Genomic DNA, 698 nt, shown 5'->3' on the forward strand with positions numbered 1-698 from the left:
TGGGTTGAAGCGCAAGGCCAAAAAATGGCTGCTCCTCAAGTATCTGCTGAAGTTCTTAAGAAAATGAAGAAAACAGCTGAAGACTTCCTAGGCGAAGAAGTAACTGGCGCAGTTGTTACTGTTCCTGCTTACTTCAACGATGCTCAGCGTCAAGCAACGAAAGATGCTGGTCGTATCGCAGGCCTAGATGTTAAACGGATCATCAACGAACCAACTGCTGCTGCTCTAGCTTACGGTCTAGACAAGCAAGGTGGTGATCGCACTATCGCTGTATACGACCTTGGTGGTGGTACATTCGATATCTCTATCATCGAAATTGATGAAGTAGAAGGTGAGAAAACTTTCGAAGTTCTTTCAACTAACGGTGATACTCACCTTGGTGGTGAAGATTTCGATAACCGCATGATTAACTACCTAGTAGATGAGTTCAAAAAAGAGCAAGGTATCGACCTTAAAACTGATCCACTAGCAATGCAGCGTGTTAAAGAAGCAGCAGAAAAGGCGAAAATCGAGCTTTCTTCTACTACTCAAACTGACGTAAACCTACCTTACGTTACGGCTGATGCGAATGGCCCTAAGCACATGAACATCAAAGTGACTCGAGCGAAGCTTGAGTCTCTAGTTGAAGACCTAGTTCAACGTTCTCTTGAGCCACTAAAAGTAGCTCTTGCAGATGCTGCCCTATCTGTAGGCGAAAT

The 698-nt window shown here is 44.4% G+C and carries 1 protein-coding gene; it reads left to right on the forward strand.

Annotated features, from left to right (window positions below; genetic code table 11):
* A partial coding sequence (locus AB4496_RS02510) for an Hsp70 family protein (protein ID WP_372130553.1) occupies nucleotides 1–698 on the forward strand: 698 nt, incomplete at both ends.

This window comes from Vibrio sp. 10N.222.46.A1, assembly GCF_041473595.1.
Classification (GTDB): domain Bacteria; phylum Pseudomonadota; class Gammaproteobacteria; order Enterobacterales; family Vibrionaceae; genus Vibrio; species Vibrio tasmaniensis_A.